Source organism: Pseudomonas sp. NPDC088429, assembly GCF_044753305.1.
GTDB classification, from domain to species: Bacteria; Pseudomonadota; Gammaproteobacteria; order Pseudomonadales; family Pseudomonadaceae; genus Aquipseudomonas; species Aquipseudomonas rustica.
On sequence record NZ_JBIVMX010000026.1, the window covers coordinates 1 to 17,529 of the forward strand.

Below are 17,529 nucleotides of genomic sequence, written 5' to 3' on the forward strand. Positions count from 1 at the left end.
GGTTCGCGATCAGAACTTTTTCCAACTTCGCAGTCATCTAATGCTCTCCGCAGTTCATAATATGGTGAACAGCTGTTGGTCGTACTCAACCGGCTGGCCGTCTTCGACGAGGATGGACTCGATCACACCGCTGGTTTCAGCTTCGATGTGGTTCATCATCTTCATGGCTTCGACGATGCACAGAGTGTCGCCTTTCTTCACGGTCTGGCCGACTTCAACAAAGGCTGGCGAAGCTGGCGAAGATTTACGGTAGAACGTGCCGACCATCGGCGAACGGGCAACAGTGCCGTTCAGCGCTGGCGCAGCAGCGGCAACCGGGGCTGCAGCCGCTACCGGAGCAGCAACAGGTGCGGCAGCCGGTGCTTGCATCGGAGCCGGCGCGTAGTACTGCTGAGCCGGGGTTTTGCTGTGACGGCTGATGCGTACGGACTCTTCGCCTTCCTTGATCTCGAGCTCGTCGATGCCGGACTCTTCCAGCAATTCGATCAATTTCTTAACTTTACGGATATCCATGAATCATCAACTCCCAAGGGTCGGTCAGGGGCGCTTAACGCTTGTATTTCAAGTCGTTGCCTGTGTTTCAAGCTGTTCTAGTGCAGCCTCCAGGGCCAGTCGGTAACCGCTGGCGCCAAGGCCGCAGATCACTCCCACCGCTACGTCGGAGAAGTAAGAGTGATGGCGGAAAGGTTCGCGTTTGTGCACGTTGGACAAATGCACTTCGATGAATGGGATGCTCACTCCCAGCAACGCGTCACGTAATGCGACACTTGTGTGTGTAAAAGCTGCTGGATTGATCAGAATGAAATCCACACCTTCGCCGCGCGCGGCGTGGATCCGATCGATCAATTCGTACTCGGCATTGCTTTGCAGATAGAGCAGATGATGGCCGGCTTCACGGGCGCGGCGCTCCAGATCCTGATTGATCTGCGCCAGGGTCGTAGAACCGTAAGTACCGGGTTCGCGGGTGCCGAGCAGGTTCAGGTTGGGGCCGTGCAGCACCAGGAGAGTTGCCATCTGCGTTGTCCTTGTTATGGGTGAGCAAAGTTCAGAACCCGGCGACTATGCCGCAAAGACTTTGTGACTGTCCAGTTCTATGCAATAGCCAGCACGATGGGCGATGTTTGCGCAAAATATGTGACCGAGTGATTAGATCCGGTCATTCCGCAAGATAGGCGGTGATACGAATGACGCTATCGCGAGCAGGCTCACTCCTACAGTTGAAATGCGTTCCCCTGTAGGAGTGAGCCTGCTCGCGATAGCGGTTTATCAGACGCGAAAGGCCTGCACGGCTGTATGCAATTGCCCGCCCAATACCAGCAAGTTCTCGCCTTGTTCGCGCCCACGACCGATCCGCAGCAAGTTATCCCCACCCAACTGATGAATCCGCTCGCTGTGGTTGCGAATCTCGCTAACTGCGCCACTTTGTTGCGCCGTAACGTCGGCAATGCGGATGGCCGTGTCGGAAATGGTCTGGATCGCACCGACAATTTTATCCAGCGCGCCATCCGCCGCCTGCGCCTGATTGGCCGTGGCTTCGGCGTGTTCGACCTGTGCGCGCATGCCTTCGACCGATTGCCGCGCCGCCGTTTGCAGTCCGGCAATCAGCGTCTGAATTTCCGCCGTAGCCCCGGCGGTGCGCTGCGCCAGTGAGCGTACTTCCTCGGCGACTACAGCAAAACCACGACCCATTTCCCCAGCCCGCGCCGCTTCAATCGCCGCGTTTAGGGCCAGCAGATTGGTCTGGTCGGCAATCGAGCGAATCACCGTCAACACACCACCGATGGTCGCTGACTCCTCAGCCAGATGCTCGATCATCTGCGCATTGCCTTGCACTTCACCGACCAAGGCATGCAGCCCGGTCAGGCTCTGGCCGATCACGGTTTGGCCATGTTCGACGGCCAGTCCGGCATGACGGCTGGCGTCTGCGGCCTGCTGCGCATCGCCGGCCACTTGCTGAATGGTCGCTTCCAGTTCACCGAGGGAGTCGCGGATCAGCGCGGTATCGCCGGCCTGATGTTCGGCGCCGCTGTGCAGATCGTTACTCAGTTCGGCGAGGGTGCGACTGCTGCCCGCGACTTGTTCAGCATTGCCACGAATGGTGCCGACCAGATCCACCAGATAGGCGCGCAAGCGATTGAGCGAAGCCTCGATGTCGTGCAGTTCACGGTTGGTCTTACCCAGATGAATGTCGCGGCTGAAGTCGCCCTCGGCCCAGATTGAAAGCGCCGGGGCGAGATTGGTCAGGGTGCGCGAGAGCCGCCGCTGCAAGGTATCGATCAGCAACGCGATCAGCAGAATCAAGCCGATCATCACACCTTGCATCAGGCGCACTTCGCCTTGAATTTGCCCGTGTTGCGCACGCACCACCGGTTCCAGGCCGGCGATGGCCTGCTGCACAGCGGTGATTTTCTGGTGCGTGGCGGTACTGAGTTCGGTGCGTTTCTGGATCTGCTCCCGGGTACGCGCCAGCTCCGCCGGATAGCGCCCGAGCAGGCTGTTGAGTTCACGTTTGAGGCCGACACCGGCATCTTCGGCGACGGTTTTTTCGCTGCTTTCGATGCCCATCATCGCGGCGAAATCGTCGCTGCCCGATTCGTTGTTGGCGACGACGCCGAGCAAGGGCAGGGCATCGATTGCTTGAGCCTGGGAGCGGATATTGGTGACTTCGCGCTCAACATCGGCGGCCAGTTCACTGCGCCCGCTGCTGACCAGTTTGTCCCGTGCCAGCGACAGTTTGCCCAGGTGCTGCGAAGCGGCGAGCAGCGGCGTCAGATAAGCCGCATTGCCATTGGCGTAGGTGCTGAGTTGATCGAGACTGGCGCTCAGTTCACGTTCGGCCTGCAACAACAAGGCTTGCGGATCGCCGGCCAGTTTGCCGGCAGCGAGCAGGTCGGTTTTGCTGAATTCTTCCAGGCCAGTCAGGCTCGGACGCAGGGTGTCGGTCAGCGCTGGCGGTAATTCATTCAGTTCTGTCTGCAGGCCGGCGATGGCTTGGCTGGCGGCGCTCAGGCGCAAGGCGTCACCGCTGGCGAGGTAATCCTCGACGTTGCGCGCCACCTCATTCTGAAATTGCTGCGACAACCCCAGATACCGCTCCATCAACAGATACGGGCGTTCGAGGGCTTTTTGCGACCACCACAACGTGGCGCCGAGTGCGAGGCACACGGCGACCAGCAGCAGCGTATTGAGATTGGTGAGCAACTTCAGGCGCATGACGGCTACCAACGGCAGAAATGGTAAGCGACTGAATTTATTGCGGTTCTGTTACAGGGTTATGACCGAATCAGTGGAATCTGATGAAAAGGTGGCACTTTGCTTTGATTCCCGCGCCGACTGCACGCGATTGCGCCCGGCACCCTTGGCGCGGTACAGCGCCTCGTCGGCCTGGCTGGCCATCATCAAGCTGTCGCAGTCGTCGTGCATTTCCACCACGCCGGCGCTGAAGGTGCACCACAAATCCTGCGGTTGTGCCGGGTAATGGATCTCGGCGAAGCGCTGGCGGATTTCGTCGAGCACTTTGTGCGCAGCCTCTATATCGGTGTCGGGCATGACGATGGCGAATTCTTCGCCGCCGTAACGGCCGATGAAATCGGTCTTGCGCAAACGCTGCTTGAGGAACAGAGCGAGGCTCTTGATCACGCGGTCGCCCATCGGGTGGCCGTGGCTGTCGTTGACCCGTTTGAAGTGGTCGATGTCGAGCATCGCAAAGCTTAGCGGCTTGCTCTCGCGGCGGGCGCGGAACGAGCAGTCTTCGAGCAATTGCAGAATGTGCGTGTGGTTGTACAAACCGGTGAGGCTGTCGCGCACCATCCGCGCTTTCAGATTGCGCGCGCGGGCGGCGCGGTTGCGCACGGTGGTGATCAGGTGGCGCGGCTTGATCGGCTTGGTCAGGAAGTCATCGCCGCCCTCGCTCATCGCGTCGAGCTGTTTGTCCAGATCGTCCTCGGCCGACAGATAGATGATCGGCACGCTGACATAACGGTCGTTGTGGCGAATCACTTTGGCCAGCTCGGTGCCGGTGCAAGCCGGCATGTACATGTCGAGGATGATCAGATCCGGCTGGAAATCGGCCAGTTCGGCCATCGCCTGAATCGGTTCGATCAGCGTGCGTGTGACGATGCCGGCGCTGTTGAGCAAGCGCTCGGTGTGCAGGGCTTGCGCACGCGAGTCGTCGATGATCAGCACTTTATAAGGTTCGTACTGAGCGACGCAGGTGAGGACCTCGATTTTCTCCAGCAGGCTCGACGCTTCGAGGGTGCCGGTGAGGAATTCCTGGCCGCCGGCGCGCACGGCGGCGAGGCGGGTCGGGGTGTCGGTTTCGTGCAGGCTGAAGAACAGCAGCGGCAGCGGTTCATCCAGACCGACTTGCGCTTCGGCGGCGAGTTTCAAGCCGATGCCGGCACCGCTGAAGTCCACGTCCATGACGATGGCGGCGGGCAAGCGCTCGACCATCGACGAACGAAAGGCTGCCACGCTGTCCAGCGCCTGCGCGCTGAGACCGAAAAATTCCAGTTGTTTGGCCAGTCGCTCGGCGCGGTCGTGATCCTGCAGCATCACGTAGATCGGCTTGCGCAGCGGCGGCAGGAAGGTCTGGTCGAGTTGATCGCCATGACGCAGGCCGGTGCGCGACAAACGCTGCATCAAACGATTGAGGTCGGTGATCAGACCGCTGCTGAGACGGCCGCGATTGGCGTCCACTGCTTGCAGCGATTGACTGATGTGGTGCGCCAGTTGCGTGTGTTCGGGCTGTTCGAAGCGCTCGGCAAAACGCAGCAGGCGCAAGTTCGCCTCGCTCAGTTCGGCGAGGTCGACGGTGGACCACTCACTGCGTTGCAGGCGCTGCCATATCTCAAGAATCTGACGTGCCTGATGAATTACCCGCTGGGCAAAGTGGTGCTTGAGACGCTCACGGCTGGGGTCTTCTGGCTCGGTCATATCCTGACTACTAGTTAGGCTGCATGCTGAGGGCGACTGGTGGCTCTATGCTAGCACCTCTTTTCCCTTACACGAGCGTCGTACTGCAATAATCTGCAATGCGTCATCATTCAGTTTCTGACCGATCGGTTTTGTTTTCGACCTGCTCGTCGGTGAAGTCCCCGTGATCTGGGGGCGTTATAGAGGCAGGGTGATTTTCGGGTGGATTTTTTGTTCACGCTTTTATCATCGCGGTGAATGCGCTTTTCGATTGTTTTCAAGCGCCTGCATGCGTGTGAAGGGCGCTCGGGTATCAGGGAAACCCTTAGTTCGGCGCGAAGCGTCATTTGCCCACACGATTTGCGGCTTATCTTTACGCGCGGGTGCCCGGCTCTGGCACGTTGTTGTATGGTTGTGGTCGAACCGTTGAACCCAAGTGATTGAAAGGATATCGCCATGCTGGACTGGAAAAACCGCGCGGGCAGCGCGCCTGAACGTGCCGCCGAGCCCAAGTCGGCCACCCGCAGCTATGTTGGCGGGCTGCTGTTCAGCCGCGCATTGGCCACACTGATCGGCATTTATCTGCTGGTGACCATCGGCCTCGGCTGGTACTGGAGCCAGGAGCCGGCGCTGTTTCCGGTCGCACAAAACGCGCAAGTGGCTGCCGAGAAAGAAGGCAAGCAAATGGTCATCGGCTACACCACGGTCGAAACCCTGAAGACCGTCGCGGGCACCTTGCTCAACAAACCGGGCGGTTACATTTCCAACGACCGCTTCCCGCCAGGCCTGTGGATGGACAACACGCCAAGCTGGGAATACGGCGTGCTGGTTCAGGTGCGCGACCTGACCCGTGCCCTGCGCAAAGACTTCGCCCGCTCGCAATCGCAGTCTGCCGAAGACGCCGATTTGGCCAAGGCCGAGCCGCGTTTCAACTTCGACAACAAGAGCTGGATTCTCCCTTCCAGCGAGTCCGAGTATCAGGAAGGTATCAACTCGCTAAGCCGTTATCAGGCGCGTCTGTCGGATCCGAGCCAGAAAAACGCACTGTTTTATGCGCGTGCTGACAACCTGAACAACTGGCTGGGCGATGTCGGCACCCGTTTGGGTTCGCTGTCGCAACGTCTGTCGGCCAGTGTCGGTCGGGTCAAGCTGAACACCGCGCTGAAAACCGAAACCCCGGCGGTGGGTGAAGTGCCGCAGGTCGATGAGGAAATCGTCGAGACGCCGTGGATGCAGATCGACAACGTCTTCTACGAAGCACGCGGTCAGGCGTGGGCGCTGTCGCACTTGCTGCGCGCTATCGAAGTCGACTTCGCCGATGTACTGGCGAAGAAGAACGCCACCGTCAGCGTGCGTCAGATCATTCGTGAACTGGAAGCCTCGCAGGAACCGGTGTGGAGTCCTATGATTCTTAACGGTAGCGGCTTCGGCGTTTTGGCCAACCACTCGCTGGTCATGGCCAACTATATTTCCCGTGCGAACGCTGCTGTGATCGATCTGCGTCAACTGCTTAATCAGGGATGAGTCATGTCCGATAGCGCGAAAGAGGCGGCGCACCGTGCCGCCTCCGATGCCGAACAGATTGCCTGGGTCGACGAGCAGGACAACCTGCTCGGCGCTCTGGTGCGCGCCGATCTGCGCGAGCGCGGGCTGATCGGTCGCGGCACGTACATCATGCTGTTCAATTCCGCCGGTGAGCTTTGCGTGCATCGGCGCACTTTGAGCAAGGCGATTTATCCCGGTTACTGGGACGTCGCGGCGGGCGGCATGGTGCAGGCTGACGAGACTTACGCCGAGTCGGCCGCCCGTGAGCTGGAAGAAGAGCTGGGCGTCAGCGGCGTGGAGTTGACCGCTCACGATCATTTCTACTTCGAAGACACTGGCAACCGTCTCTGGTGTTCGGCGTTTTCCGCGGTCTGGGACGGCCCGCTGAAACTGCAGCCGGAAGAGGTGCTGGAAGCGCGCTTTATTCCGGTCGAGCAGGTCATGCAGGAAATCCGGCAAAAGCCTTACTGCCCGGACTCGCTGGCCGCGTTGAAGCGCTATCTCAAGGCGCAACAAAGCGACGTCGCAAAGAACACATAAATTGGCGCTGATTGGCACTTAGCAATCGGGTTTTTTGCCGTTACACTGCGCGACCTTTTCAAGCTGCACCGAATAGTTTGAGGTTGGCCTGCTGACCCACTGTAGGAGCTGCCGAAGGCTGCGATCTTTTGATCTTGTTTTTCAAGAGCAGGATCAAAAGATCGCAGCCTTCGGCAGCTCCTACAGGTCAGCAGTCTCGTCGCCAAATTCCGGTGCAGTAGCGCTGCCCCTGCCTGAGTGGGGCTTCGCGGTCGATGACCTTGCCCAAGGTCGCGATCAGTCTTTGTCCTCCCAAGAGGATTGCCGGTGGCCAAAAAAGCCGCATCCTTCGCCGCCCTTGGTGGCCTGGTATTTTCCACCGACGCAGGTCGTCATTGCCCGGAATGCAGTAAGCCGGTGGACGTCTGTATCTGCAAACAAACCGTGATCCCGGCAGGGGACGGCATTGCCCGCGTGCGTCGCGAGAGCAAGGGCCGCGGCGGCAAGACGGTGACCACCATCACCGGCGTGCCACTGGCCGAAGACGCGCTCAAAGAGTTGGCGACAACGTTGAAGAAACGTTGCGGCACTGGCGGGGCGCTGAAAGACGGGATCATCGAAATCCAGGGCGATCATGTCGAGCTACTCTTGGCTGAGCTGATCAAGCACGGTTTCAAAGCAAAGAAGTCCGGCGGCTAGCAGCCTCTGTGAAATCCATCTGCGGCTTGATCCGGCGCTGAATTCATTCAGATCCGGCGTCGTCTCCATGGTTTTCACAGAGCCTGTTCATGACCGGTTTCTAAACTCCACGCGGTCAGCGCGGTCTACCGCCGCGCTGACGAATCGTCATTTTCATTCTTTAGACTGCGCCAGCCTGCGATCAGGCGACGCACTATGACTTCTTTATAGGGGACTTCGATGTCCGTTCGTCGCACACGTAAAGACGATGGCAGCCAATGGACAGTTGCGGACAGCCGCAGTGTTTACGGGATTCGCCATTGGGGGGCCGGGTATTTCGCGATCAATGAAGCCGGTCGCGTCGAAGTTCGTCCGAACGGCCCGAGCAGTTCGCCTATCGACCTGTTCGAGCAAGTCGACCAACTGCGCAAAAGCGGTTTGTCCTTGCCGTTGCTGGTTCGTTTCCCCGACATCCTGCAAGACCGTGTCCGCCAGTTGACCGGCGCCTTCGATGCGAACATCGAGCGTCTGGAATACCAGAGCAAGTACACCGCGCTGTACCCGATCAAGGTTAACCAGCAAGAAGCGGTGATCGAGAACATCATCGCCACCAAGGACGTCTCCATCGGTCTGGAAGCCGGCTCCAAGCCTGAGCTGCTGGCCGTGCTGGCGCTGGCGCCGAAGGGCGGCACCATCGTCTGCAACGGTTACAAGGATCGCGAGTTCATTCGTCTGGCGCTGATGGGTCAGAAGCTTGGCCACAACGTGTTCATCGTCATCGAGAAAGAATCCGAAGTCGCTCTGGTGATCGAAGAAGCCGCCTCGCTGAAGGTCAAGCCACAGGTCGGCCTGCGCGTGCGTCTGTCGTCGCTGGCCTCGTCGAAGTGGGCGGATACCGGTGGCGAGAAATCCAAATTCGGTCTGTCGGCGGCGCAACTGCTGTCGGTGGTCGAGCGCTTCCGCGCGGCCGGTCTGGATCAGGGCATTCGCCTGCTGCACTTCCACATGGGTTCGCAGATTGCCAACCTCGCTGACTATCAGCACGGTTTCAAAGAAGCGATTCGTTACTACGGCGAGCTGCGCAACCTCGGTCTGCCGGTCGATCACATCGACGTCGGTGGCGGTCTGGGCGTCGACTACGACGGCACGCACTCGCGCAACGCCAGCTCGATCAACTACGACATGGACGATTACGCCGGTGTCGTGGTCGGCATGCTCAAGGAATTCTGCGATGCGCAGGCCCTGCCGCATCCGCACATCTTCTCCGAAAGCGGCCGCTCGCTGACCGCGCACCACGCAATGCTGGTGGTGCAGGTGACTGACGTCGAGAAGCACAACGACGAAATCCCGCAGATCGAAAACAAGGAAGCGCTGCCGGAAACCGTGCAGTGGCTGGTTGACCTGCTCGGCCCGACCGACATTGAAATGGTCACCGAAACCTACTGGCGCGCGACTCACTACATGAGCGACGTGGCCGCTCAGTACGCCGACGGCAAGCTGACATTGGCCGAGAAAGCCTTGGCTGAGCAGTGCTACTTCGCCGTGTGCCGCCGCCTGCACAACTCGCTGAAAGCCCGTCAGCGTTCGCACCGTCAGGTGCTCGACGAGCTCAACGACAAACTGGCCGACAAGTACATCTGCAACTTCTCGGTGTTTCAGAGCCTGCCGGACACCTGGGCGATCGATCAGGTACTGCCGATCATCCCGTTGCACCGTCTCGACGAAGAGCCGCTGCGCCGTGCCGTGCTGCAGGATCTGACCTGCGACTCCGACGGCAAGATCAATCAGTACGTCGACGAGCAGAGCATCGAAACCAGCCTGCCGGTACACGGTTTGAATGAAGGCGAAGACTACCTGCTGGGCGTGTTCCTCGTGGGCGCCTATCAGGAAATCCTCGGCGACATGCACAACCTGTTCGGTGACACCGACTCGGTGAACATCTACCAGAACGCCGATGGCAGCGTGTACCACGCCGGCATCGAGACCCACGACACCATCGAAGACATGCTGCGTTACGTGCACTTGTCGCCGGAAGAACTGATGACCCACTACCGCGACAAGTGCGCCAGTGCCCGCATCAGTGCCAGCGAGCGCACGCAATTCCTCGATGCCTTGCGTCTGGGTCTGACCCGCTCCTCCTACCTGTCTTCCTGACGGCAGGTTGTCCTTAAACCGGGTTGTCTGAAATTTTCCCCACTGGCTGTGGAAAATTCGGATAACCCGGTGGGACATATCCCAACTTCCCCGCGAAATCCTTGGCCATCCCGGCCAGCAAAGTCATCCGGTCTGCTTTTCGCGTAGGTCATTTCCTAAGTTGTACTTCGGCACTCTACTCAGCCATGGGTCTCGGCGAGAATCCCCGGCCGCCCCTCCTGTAGAGATCCGCCTATGTTTGATCCAGTCAACGAGCCGACCTTTCGTCTCGATGTAGCGGGTCTGTCCGACGCCTTTGAAGTGCTGGCGTTTACCGGTAACGAAGCCCTCAGCGAACCCTTTGCGTTTGAGATCGATGTGTTGATCGACGATGTGCAACTGGATCTCGCCGGTCTGCTGCACCGCTCGGTTTTCCTGCATTTCGATGCGCAGCGCAACGGTGTGCACGGGCAATTGCACAGCCTGGTTCAGCACGAGCATGGCCCGGGCGTCCGCCTGTGTCGCGCGCGGTTGGGGCCAAAATTGAACTGCCTGGCGTTGCGTTTCAGTCAGCGGGTGTTCAGTGGTTGCTCGGTGCCGCAGATTCTCGCGCAAGTGCTCAAGGAACACGGGATCAGCGGTGGGCAGCGACGCTTCGAGCTGGGCGGCGACTATCCGCCGTTGTCGTTCTGCACCCAATACCGCGAGTCCGACCTGCAACTGCTGCAGCGGTTGTGCGCGCAGGCGGGCATCCACTATCACTTCGAGCATCGGCGTGACGGCCATTGTCTGGTGTTCGGTGACGATGTCGCGCAATTGCCTCGGGCCGGTGCCGCGCAATTTGCTGACGTGATAGAAGACGAAGCGCCGGCGGTGCGTCGCTGGCAATTGCACAACGCATGGTCGCCGAGCGAGGGCGGTACGCAAGCGGCGCAGAGGGCCGAGGGCGAAACCGATCTGGCCTGCTTGCGCAGTGGCCGCTGGTTGCCGCTGGCGGGTCATCCGTTTGCCGAGTGCAACCGTGAATGGCTGCTGTCGCGTGTCGAACATCACGCCGATATGTCCCTTGAACAACCGTACGCCAACCGGATTTTCGCGGTCTTGCAGGATGCCGCGCCGGTACCGGAAACCGTACCCGCGCGCCCGCGCATGCACAGTTTGCAACGGGCCTGGGTGGTGGCGGTCGACGAGCCGCGTCCGGATCGCTCGCGGCCGGTGGCGGTGCAGTTCGACTGGCTGTATCAGGGCGAAGGCGCTGCGGCCAGTCATTGCTGGCTGCCGCTGGCGCCGGCGTTGGCCGACCAGGCGTTGCCATTGCTGCGCGAAGGGGTCGAGGTGGTGGTGAGTTTTCTTGAAGGCGATCCGGATCAACCGGTGATCAGCGGGGTTTTACAGGCGCCGCTGGCCGATGAAGAGCCTGAGCAAGATACCCCGTTGCCGGAGCAGATCATCACCGAAGGCCTGCCGCAATGGCTGAAGTCGGCGCAACCGTTGCTGCTGCTGTGCCTGATCCCCGGCGGCGGCAGTTACAACCATTGTCGCGAATCAATCTGCAGCTGCAGGTTGGTCAGTGAACTCGACCAGAGCGGTCGCGGATGAGCGACGTCATGCTCGAACCGCTGGCGCAATGGCTGCTACTCGATGTCCAGGAAGCACCGCAGGCGCTGAAGATGCTGCGTGAAGAATTCGCCGGATTGCGGCACTTCTGGCTGTTCGATGCCACGGAGTTTCAACCGCTGCGCGAGCACGGGCCGTTGTTGATCGAGTTGCACGACAGCGAGGCGCTGCTGGAATGCTGTCAGCGCGACCCGCAGACCTGGCGTGGCTTGTTACTGGACAGCGAAGTGTCGAGCGCGGAATTGCTCCTGCATTTGCGGCGCATGCTCACCGTGTCGTTCGGCCTGCATCACCGCGCACTGCTGAGTTTCTACAACCGCCAGACTGCGAGCTATTTCTTCGACGCTTGCGATGCCCGCGAATTGAGCCGTTGGCTCGGGCCGATTCAGCAGTTGCGCTGGTACGGTGGCACCTGGGCCGACCGGGCGATTGGCAGTCACGGCTGGCAGCAATTGCGCAATCCACGCTTGGCGGTGGCGCCGCTCGGGGTTGAAGAAAATCTGACCGCGCAGCAACGCGAGCGCCTGCAAACCTGTCTGCTGGAGCAGCACATCTGGCGCTGGTGCCAATCGCTTGGAACCGACTACGCGACTATGGCCTCCCATGTTCAACAAGGTCTGGCGCTGGGCTTCAGCGACCGCGGCGTGCTTGACGGCTGGTTGTGGCTACGCTTGCTGCATCCGCGCGCTGTGTTGGTGCCGCCACCGGCGGGATTGACCCAGCAGGAAGGGCTCGACCATGTGCGTCGTCAGTGGCAGAACGATCAACCCTGAAATAGAGGCTCGGCATTCATGGCAGTCACTTTGCGGCAACGGTTTGGCGCGCTGATCGGCGGGATTTTACTGTTGGTGCTGGGCGGTTGCTCGCCGGTGAAAGTGCTCAATGCCCTGACGCCCGAACATACCTTCGATAAAACCGCTGGCATTGTCTACGGCGATGATCCACGGCAGAAGCTCGACGTCTATGTGCCGCGTCATCCGCTCAAGGACGCGCCGGTGGTGGTGTTTTTCTACGGCGGCAGCTGGAACAGCGGCGACCGTGGTGACTACACCTTTGTCGGCGAAGCGCTGGCGTCGCGGGGGATTGTTGCGGTGGTGGCGGATTATCGGCTGTATCCGCAGGTGCGTTATCCACTGTTTCTTGAAGACGGCGCGCGGGCGGTGGCGTGGGCCAAGGCACACATCAGTGAGTATTCCGGCAATCCGCAGCGCCTGTATTTGCTGGGGCACAGCTCCGGCGCCTACAACGCGGCGATGCTGGCGCTGGATGGGGATTTGCTGGGGAAGGTCGGCATGTCGCCGAAAGATCTCAGCGGCTGGATCGGTCTGGCCGGGCCGTATGATTTTCTGCCGATCGAGAACCCTGATGTGCGCCCGGTGTTCTTCTGGCCGAATTCGCCGCCGCAATCGCAGCCGATCAATCACGTCAGTCGCGGCGCGCCACCGGCGTTGCTGATTGCTGCGAGCAAGGATGATCTGGTCAATCCGACGCGCAACACCGGCGGCCTCGCTCGCAAACTGCGCGAAGCCGGGGTGCCGGTGCAAGATTTGTATTACTCGCGGCCCAGCCACATCACATTGGTGGCGACACTGTCACGACCACTGCGGCGATTGGCGCCGGTGCTCGATCAGGTGGTCGGTTTTATCGAGCACACGCCCACTCAGTGAGTGCCACCGTTGAACCAGCCGTCATTGCGCTTGAGCCACAGCGCTTGCGCGCCGAGCGTCAGGCTGCGCAAGACCATGAACAGCAGAAACGTTATCCACAAGCCGTGATTGCCCAGACCTTGCAGCGCCCAGGCGAAGGGCAGCAGCAGAACCACGGTCATCAACATGCCATTGCGCATTTCCCGCGCGCGGGTGGCGCCGATGAACAGGCCATCGAGCAAGTAGCTCCACACCGCAATCAACGGCAGCACGGCGAGGTAGGGCAGGTAGATGAATGCGGTGTCGCGCACGCTCTGGATGTTGGTCTGCATCTCGATAAACAGATGCCCGCCGAGCAGAAACAGCACGGCAAAACCGACGCTGGCGATCAATGACCATCCGCCAGCCACCACCAGCGATCGACGCAACGCAAGGCGATCACGCGCGCCGATGGCGTGGCCGCAGAGGGCTTCGACGGCGTGGGCCAGACCGTCGAGGGCGTGGGCGGTCAGCAGCAAGCCATTGAGCAGCAACGCGTTGGCGGCGACGGTGGCATCACCCAGCCGCGCGTCTTGCACGGTGATCAGGAAAAACACCGATTGCAGGGCGAGGCTGCGGATGAAGATGTCGCGATTGACCGCCAGCAACGGCCGCCAGCTCTGCCACAGCTTCAACGCCGCCCAGGCAATGTGCCCCGGATACGCACGCAGGGCTTTGCGGGTCATGTAGAGGCCGAGCAGGGCGCCGCTCCATTCGGCGATCACCGAAGCGCGGGCCGAACCGACCACGCCCCAGTCCAGACCGATGACGAACCACAGATTGAGGGCGATGTTGATCAGGTTGGTGCTGAGCAGAATCGCCAGCGGCGCCCGCGCGTTCTGCGTGCCGAGGAACCAGCCGACCAGCGCGTAGCTGGCCAGCGCCGCCGGCAGGCCGAACAGCCGCGTATGGAAAAACTCCCGGGTGAGCTGATCCAGCTCCGCCGACGGCTGCATGAAATGCAGAGCTACGCCGCTCAACGGCACGCCGAGGGTGCCAAGCACCAGCGCCAGACCCATCGCCAGCAGCAGCCCTTGCAAGAGAATCTGTCGCAACGCCGCGCCGTCACTGCGCCCGGCTGCTTGCGCGGCAAAACCGGTAGTGCCCATGCGCAGAAAACCCATGGCCCAGGCGAGAAAGGTGTACAGGCTGGCGCCGACTGCCACGGCGCCCAGTTGATGGGCGTGGGGCAAATGGCCGATGACAGTGCTGTCGACCAGCGCCACCAGCGGCACGGAAATATTCGAAAGGATCATCGGCGCAGCCAGCGCCCAGACCTTGCGGTGAGTCGGGCGGTCGCGCCAGTCGGTGGTCAGGTTGGACATGCGGGCTCCTTGGGGGAGCGGCATTGTAGCGATTAACGCAATCCCCCTGTAGGAGTGAGCCTGCTCGCGATAGCGGTGTGTCAGCTAGAGATGTTTCAACTGAACCACCGCTATCGCGAGCAGGCTCACTCCTACAGGAGGGCGGTGGTGTCAGTGAATAATCCAGCTCAGCAACCACAACCCCAGCAACAACCAGATAATCCCGGCAATGACCGACGCATTCATAAACGCCCGAATCGCCGACCACAACAGCATTAACCCGACAATCAGCGCGATGATGCTGATGATCGACGTGTCCATCCCCAGCGTCTTCGCCAGCCCGTCGACAAAGTTGCCGCCGGCATTGCTCAGAATATTGAACAGCCCGCTGAGGCCATCGACGATAAAGCGGATCACCGACCCGAGCGCCTGGCCGAGCCATTCGAAAAAGCTTTCTACCTGCATGTGTGCATCCTGATGAAAGAGCTGAGCCTTGGGCCACAACGCAGGTGGCCGAGTTCCCTGCATGATAGTGGGTTTACACCGCCCTTGTAGGAGTGAGCCTGCTCGCGATAGCGGTGTGTCAGTCAACGGTGATGTTGAATGCAATGGCGTCATCGCGAGCAGGCTCACTCCTACAGGGTTTGCGCTTGCCTTCAGCGGGCATCCGCTTGAAGCTATACGCCTTCAGGAGAGCCCGATGAACCTTGTTGAACTGACCGAACGCCTGCACGCCATTCGCGACCGTAATGACTGGCGGCAATTTCACAGCCCGAAAAACCTGGCCATGGCCGCCAGCGTCGAGATGTCTGAGCTGGTGGAAATCTTCCAGTGGCTGAGCGAAGACCAGTCGCGCCAGTTGCCCGCTGACAAACTCGCCCACGCCGGGCAGGAAGTCGGCGATATCGTGCTGTACCTGTTGCTGCTGTGCAGCGAGTTGGGGATGGACATGAATGAAGTGGTGCGCGCCAAGCTCGCCGACAGCGAACGGCGGTTCAGCTGATGAGCGACCGGCATTTCGATCAGTTGGCGACGCGTTTCGCCGAAAAAATCTACGGTGGCGCCAAAGGCGCGATTCGCCTCGCGGTGTTGCAGGCCGACCTCGCTGAAGCGCTGCCGGATCGGCCGTTGCGCGTGCTCGACATCGGCGGTGGGCTCGGCCACATGTCGCTGTGGCTGGCCGAGCGTGGCCACGACGTGACCTTCACCGAGCCGGCCGAACCGATGCTTGAAGGCGCGCGCCAGCGTTTCGCCGAAGCCGGGCAGACCGCGACGTTTATTCAGGCGCCGTGGCAGGAATTGCTTGGGCAACTCACCGAACCGTATGACCTGGTGATCTGCCACGCCGTGCTCGAATGGCTCGCCGAACCCCACGCGATCCTGCCGGTGCTGCATCAATTGACCAAGCCCGGCGGCTGGCTGTCGTTGGCGTTCTACAACCGTGACGCGCTGATTTACCGCAACCTGCTCAAAGGCCATTTCAAGAAAATGCGCAAGAACGACATGGCCGGTGAAAAGCAGAGCCTGACCCCGCAGCAGCCCCTCGATCCACGGGAATTGGCAACGCAACTCGAAGGGTTGTGGCAGGTCGAAACTCAGAGCGGGATCCGGGTTTTCCACGACTACATGCCGGTGGAATTCCAGGCCCGCGCCGAACTTGTCGATTTGCTCGAGATGGAGCTCGCTCACCGTCGCCACCCAAGCTTCGCCGGGCTTGGGCGTTACTTGCACTGGATCTGCCGGCCGATCTGATCGGAGCGCGAAATGAAAGCTCAATCCGGGTTATTGCTGATCTGTCTGGGGTTGGCCGCCTGCGAGGGCAGCAACCCTTATGTGGCGCAATCGCGGCCCTTGCCGCCGGCGCCGCCGCAAGCCGCCAACACCTTTGATCGCAGTGCTTATCCAGCGCCGCCGCGTGATTACGGACGCTATCGCAGCTGGGCCTGGCTCAACGGCCAATTGCCGCCGGGCACGGCATGGGCGGATTCGGCGCAAGTGGCCGAGGCGGTGAGCAACGCGCTGGATCAGCGTGGTTTGCGCCCGCTGCACGACAATCGTCCGGCCGACCTGTTGGTCAGCGCCAATCTGAGTCTGCAAACACGCTTGCGTCAGGTGCAGGACGATTACGGCTACTACGGCGGCGGATACAGTGGCTATGATCGTTATGGTCGGGGTTACGGGATGTACAACAGCGTGCCGATCGTGCGCACGTACTCCGAACAAGTGGTCGTCGTTCAGGTGGATCTGTTCGACGCCGGTACCGGACAACCGGTCTGGAGTTCCAGCGCCGAAACAGGCACCCGTGGCAACCAGAGTGATCAAGCTGATTCGATCCGGGAGGCTGTGGAAAAGGCCATGTCGGCGTATCCTCCCAGTTAGCTTCTTGCAAATGAGAAGCTTGTGCAGGTCATGTCTTCTACCGGAGAAAAACCATGTTCCGTCGTCTCGCCTTACTGGCCATGGCCGCGTTGCTCAGCGCCTGCGCCGCCAATCAGGTCAATCATGACTTCGACGCCAGCCGCGATTTTGCTGCCTATCGCAACTGGAGCTGGAAAGAACCCGCCCTGCAATATCGCCCGGATGATCCACGGATCAAAAGCGACCTGACCGAGCAACGCATCCGCCAGGCCGTCACCGATCAACTCGATCAGCGCGGTTTGCGCCCGGCCGCTGCCGGGGCCAAGGGTGATTTGAGTGTGCAGACTTACTTGATCGTCGAGGATCGTCAGCAGCAAGTGACGACCAACTACGGCGGCGGTTGGGGTGGTCCGTGGAATGGCTACTGGGGCGCGCCGATGTATAACGAAACACGCAACATCACCTACAAAGTCGCGACCATCCAGATCGACTTGCTCGACGGCAAGGACGGCAAACTGGTGTGGCGCGGCAGCGACGAACAAATGCTCGCCAGCAAACCGAATCCGGAAGATCGCAGCAACGCCATCCGCGAGACCGTCACCCGCATCCTCGCCAACTACCCACCGCGCTGAAATGATGTAAAAAATCCCCTGTAGGAGCTGCCGAAGGCTGCGATCTTTTGATCTGTTTTTCTAAAAGCAAGATCAAAAGATCGCAGCCTTCGGCAGCTCCTACAGGGATTCGTCAGCGTTCGTTTGCAGGCGCGTCTACACTCA

17 protein-coding genes are annotated in these 17,529 nt (G+C 60.4%); 11 read left to right on the plus strand and 6 right to left on the minus strand.

The features are described from left to right. Window positions 1-54: 54 nt before the first annotated feature. From accB to gcbA, 4 genes are all read right to left on the minus strand, one after another. Window positions 55-513, minus strand: coding sequence for an acetyl-CoA carboxylase biotin carboxyl carrier protein (gene accB / locus ACIP66_RS14975; RefSeq protein ID WP_400648948.1), 459 nt, complete (start codon window positions 511-513; stop codon window positions 55-57). 48 nt (window positions 514-561) lie between these two features. Then, window positions 562-1,014, minus strand: a complete 453-nt coding sequence (aroQ, locus tag ACIP66_RS14980; RefSeq protein ID WP_007914604.1) for a type II 3-dehydroquinate dehydratase — start codon at window positions 1,012-1,014, stop codon at window positions 562-564. 252 nt (window positions 1,015-1,266) lie between these two features. Further along, window positions 1,267-3,213, minus strand: coding sequence for a methyl-accepting chemotaxis protein (locus tag ACIP66_RS14985; protein ID WP_400648949.1), 1,947 nt, complete (start codon window positions 3,211-3,213; stop codon window positions 1,267-1,269). Between the two features lie 51 nt (window positions 3,214-3,264). Continuing rightward, complete coding sequence (gcbA, locus tag ACIP66_RS14990) at window positions 3,265-4,935, minus strand: diguanylate cyclase GcbA (RefSeq protein ID WP_053116907.1); 1,671 nt, start codon at window positions 4,933-4,935, stop codon at window positions 3,265-3,267. A 435-nt stretch (window positions 4,936-5,370) separates the two neighbouring features. On the opposite strand from gcbA, the gene ACIP66_RS14995 reads away from it, so the two are divergent. The 7 genes from ACIP66_RS14995 to ACIP66_RS15025 all read left to right on the plus strand — a co-directional run bounded on the left by ACIP66_RS14995 (window position 5,371) and on the right by ACIP66_RS15025 (window position 13,073). Next, window positions 5,371-6,438: a DUF2333 family protein gene (locus ACIP66_RS14995; protein WP_400648951.1), complete on the plus strand. Its 1,068-nt coding sequence runs from the start codon at window positions 5,371-5,373 to the stop codon at window positions 6,436-6,438. Window positions 6,439-6,441: 3 nt separating this feature from the next. Continuing rightward, window positions 6,442-6,999 carry an NUDIX hydrolase gene (locus ACIP66_RS15000; RefSeq protein ID WP_053116909.1) on the plus strand — a complete coding sequence of 186 codons (558 nt, stop codon included), beginning with the start codon at window positions 6,442-6,444 and terminating at the stop codon, window positions 6,997-6,999. Window positions 7,000-7,305: 306 nt separating this feature from the next. Further along, window positions 7,306-7,677 carry a translation initiation factor Sui1 gene (locus tag ACIP66_RS15005; protein ID WP_202370046.1) on the plus strand — a complete coding sequence of 124 codons (372 nt, stop codon included), beginning with the start codon at window positions 7,306-7,308 and terminating at the stop codon, window positions 7,675-7,677. Window positions 7,678-7,896: 219 nt separating this feature from the next. Continuing rightward, window positions 7,897-9,810, plus strand: a complete 1,914-nt coding sequence (gene speA / locus ACIP66_RS15010; RefSeq protein ID WP_053116910.1) for an arginine decarboxylase — start codon at window positions 7,897-7,899, stop codon at window positions 9,808-9,810. A 234-nt stretch (window positions 9,811-10,044) separates the two neighbouring features. After that, entirely contained in the window at window positions 10,045-11,388 is a 1,344-nt protein-coding gene (locus ACIP66_RS15015) for a contractile injection system protein, VgrG/Pvc8 family (protein ID WP_400648952.1), read from the plus strand. Further along, window positions 11,385-12,179: a DUF4123 domain-containing protein gene (locus tag ACIP66_RS15020; RefSeq protein WP_212544960.1), complete on the plus strand. Its 795-nt coding sequence runs from the start codon at window positions 11,385-11,387 to the stop codon at window positions 12,177-12,179. Before ACIP66_RS15015 ends, ACIP66_RS15020 begins: the two co-directional genes overlap by 4 nt. An 18-nt stretch (window positions 12,180-12,197) precedes the next feature. Further along, a complete protein-coding gene (locus ACIP66_RS15025; protein ID WP_400648953.1) occupies window positions 12,198-13,073 on the plus strand; it encodes an alpha/beta hydrolase in 876 nt (291 codons plus the stop codon). Here ACIP66_RS15025 and ACIP66_RS15030 read toward each other — a convergent pair. Beyond that, window positions 13,067-14,416, minus strand: coding sequence for an MATE family efflux transporter (locus ACIP66_RS15030; RefSeq protein ID WP_400648954.1), 1,350 nt, complete (start codon window positions 14,414-14,416; stop codon window positions 13,067-13,069). The two genes, ACIP66_RS15025 and ACIP66_RS15030, sit on opposite strands and share 7 nt — an antisense overlap. Window positions 14,417-14,566: 150 nt before the next feature. After that, entirely contained in the window at window positions 14,567-14,860 is a 294-nt protein-coding gene (locus ACIP66_RS15035; protein ID WP_400648955.1) for a hypothetical protein, read from the minus strand. Window positions 14,861-15,095: 235 nt separating this feature from the next. On the opposite strand from ACIP66_RS15035, the gene ACIP66_RS15040 reads away from it, so the two are divergent. From ACIP66_RS15040 to ACIP66_RS15055, 4 genes are read left to right on the plus strand one after another with little or no spacing between them, the layout of a single operon-like run. Then, complete coding sequence (locus tag ACIP66_RS15040; protein ID WP_400648956.1) at window positions 15,096-15,398, plus strand: nucleotide pyrophosphohydrolase; 303 nt, start codon at window positions 15,096-15,098, stop codon at window positions 15,396-15,398. Continuing rightward, entirely contained in the window at window positions 15,398-16,147 is a 750-nt protein-coding gene (locus ACIP66_RS15045) for a methyltransferase (RefSeq protein WP_212549798.1), read from the plus strand. The genes ACIP66_RS15040 and ACIP66_RS15045 overlap by 1 nt, the downstream gene beginning before the upstream one ends. Window positions 16,148-16,159: 12 nt before the next feature. After that, entirely contained in the window at window positions 16,160-16,774 is a 615-nt protein-coding gene (locus ACIP66_RS15050) for a DUF4136 domain-containing protein (RefSeq protein ID WP_053116917.1), read from the plus strand. A 53-nt stretch (window positions 16,775-16,827) separates the two neighbouring features. Continuing rightward, window positions 16,828-17,385: a DUF4136 domain-containing protein gene (locus tag ACIP66_RS15055; RefSeq protein ID WP_053116918.1), complete on the plus strand. Its 558-nt coding sequence runs from the start codon at window positions 16,828-16,830 to the stop codon at window positions 17,383-17,385. Window positions 17,386-17,529: the final 144 nt, after the last annotated feature.

Bases quoted from the DNA above. Each gene is read 5' to 3' on its own strand.
- ACIP66_RS14995 (WP_400648951.1), top strand. From the start codon at position 5,371: ATGCTGGACTGGAAAAACCGCGCGGGCAGCGCGCCTGAACGTGCCGCC.
- ACIP66_RS15030 (WP_400648954.1), bottom strand. From the start codon at position 14,416: ATGTCCAACCTGACCACCGACTGGCGCGACCGCCCGACTCACCGCAAG.
- ACIP66_RS15050 (WP_053116917.1), top strand. From the start codon at position 16,160: ATGAAAGCTCAATCCGGGTTATTGCTGATCTGTCTGGGGTTGGCCGCC.
- gcbA (WP_053116907.1), bottom strand. From the start codon at position 4,935: ATGACCGAGCCAGAAGACCCCAGCCGTGAGCGTCTCAAGCACCACTTT.
- ACIP66_RS15020 (WP_212544960.1), top strand. From the start codon at position 11,385: ATGAGCGACGTCATGCTCGAACCGCTGGCGCAATGGCTGCTACTCGAT.
- ACIP66_RS15025 (WP_400648953.1), top strand. From the start codon at position 12,198: ATGGCAGTCACTTTGCGGCAACGGTTTGGCGCGCTGATCGGCGGGATT.
- ACIP66_RS15015 (WP_400648952.1), top strand. From the start codon at position 10,045: ATGTTTGATCCAGTCAACGAGCCGACCTTTCGTCTCGATGTAGCGGGT.
- ACIP66_RS15000 (WP_053116909.1), top strand. From the start codon at position 6,442: ATGTCCGATAGCGCGAAAGAGGCGGCGCACCGTGCCGCCTCCGATGCC.
- ACIP66_RS15055 (WP_053116918.1), top strand. From the start codon at position 16,828: ATGTTCCGTCGTCTCGCCTTACTGGCCATGGCCGCGTTGCTCAGCGCC.
- speA (WP_053116910.1), top strand. From the start codon at position 7,897: ATGTCCGTTCGTCGCACACGTAAAGACGATGGCAGCCAATGGACAGTT.
- ACIP66_RS15040 (WP_400648956.1), top strand. From the start codon at position 15,096: ATGAACCTTGTTGAACTGACCGAACGCCTGCACGCCATTCGCGACCGT.
- aroQ (WP_007914604.1), bottom strand. From the start codon at position 1,014: ATGGCAACTCTCCTGGTGCTGCACGGCCCCAACCTGAACCTGCTCGGC.
- ACIP66_RS15035 (WP_400648955.1), bottom strand. From the start codon at position 14,860: ATGCAGGTAGAAAGCTTTTTCGAATGGCTCGGCCAGGCGCTCGGGTCG.
- ACIP66_RS15045 (WP_212549798.1), top strand. From the start codon at position 15,398: ATGAGCGACCGGCATTTCGATCAGTTGGCGACGCGTTTCGCCGAAAAA.
- ACIP66_RS14985 (WP_400648949.1), bottom strand. From the start codon at position 3,213: ATGCGCCTGAAGTTGCTCACCAATCTCAATACGCTGCTGCTGGTCGCC.
- accB (WP_400648948.1), bottom strand. From the start codon at position 513: ATGGATATCCGTAAAGTTAAGAAATTGATCGAATTGCTGGAAGAGTCC.